Source organism: Sulfitobacter sp. 1A12779, from assembly GCF_043557315.1.
Lineage (GTDB): Bacteria > Pseudomonadota > Alphaproteobacteria > Rhodobacterales > Rhodobacteraceae > Sulfitobacter > Sulfitobacter faviae.
The window spans coordinates 1-1,146 of sequence record NZ_JBIFFU010000083.1 but is presented as its reverse complement, the minus strand read 5'-3'; the positions used below and the strand labels follow the sequence as shown (position 1 = coordinate 1,146).

General features: G+C 56.0%; 1 protein-coding gene. It reads left to right on the top strand.

Annotated elements, in window-relative coordinates:
• The coding region (locus ACGYLQ_RS20875) for a hypothetical protein (RefSeq protein ID WP_394444690.1) at positions 1-613 on the top strand (613 nt) is incomplete at its 5' end.
• Between the last annotated feature and the right edge of the window lie 533 nt (positions 614-1,146).

Genomic DNA, 1,146 nt, shown 5'->3' with positions numbered 1-1,146 from the left:
TGTGCCTCTGCAAGCCCAAGCGCTTTCCACACAACAGACCACCGTGTTGTGCCGCCAACTAAACGGATCCCGAGCGCTTCAAAATGTTCCAGAGAAATTGCGTCAAAACCTGGAGTTTTTGCGTCACAAGTTCTACAACCCATTGATCTTCAGTGAATTCCTTTGCGACCGGACCCCAGGAGTTATTCGTGACACTCTCGATCCAGGAGATGAACTGGACTTCCCATTCTTGCGGGATCTCTTGGTGCGCTGGCGCCCGGCGCTCAGGCAGAAATTTGATGGGGCCCGCTGGCAAAAAGGGCAGAAGTTCAGAAAAGGCGCAGAGCTCGTCAAGGCGCTTGAGAGACCGAGCATGAGAGTCTTTCCCATTGCTGCTGAAATCCCGGTCAATCTGCTGCGCGCTCTAACGTCATATCCCGCGGTTGCCAGCCGTAAGACCGGGCAACGAGCGCAAAGCTTTTCCAGCAACTGGAGCTTCATCGGATGCCAATCCGATGTGCCTACCCGCCCCTTTACGCGCGGCTCAATGGCCGCAAGCAATACTGTCCAGTCATCTTTCATTGCCCGCAGGCGGCCTTATCAATCGCGCCCAAGTACCTTGATTGCGTGCTGACAGAGAGATTGCTTCGTGCGGCCGTATAAGCGCGAAGTTCCGCCTTAGCGCACGACCAAGCGCTTCGCGGGCGGTCTAATGGGTCCCCCTGATTACCAGGGGTCGCGCAGAGCAGCCCTCTCCGGTCCTGTTCTTTTCCAAGACAAAAAATGCGGCAATAACCTTGCTGGCAAAGAGGGCGTTGAGCGTCATCCCAGGGGAGATACGCCCCGGGCGGGTTGGTCCCAAAACTCAGAGATTAGACAACGCCCCCGCCCACAGTGGGGCGACGGCAGACAGCGGGCCCGCAAACCGAAGGGTTTCATTTGCAGCGCCCCCAAGCTGCTTGACGCAAGGTCACCCAGAAAAGATCCAGATTTTTCTTAATCGCGTTTCCGCGCCGAATTCGACGTACCCAAATCACTTATACGGGCCCCGCAGGACATCACCTCACGGCCACCGCCTAAAACCGGAGCGCGAGACCGCGTCTCCATCTGCTTACACAGACCCCAACACCATAGGTTGGGATTAGAAAGAGAGAATAAAAATGAAGT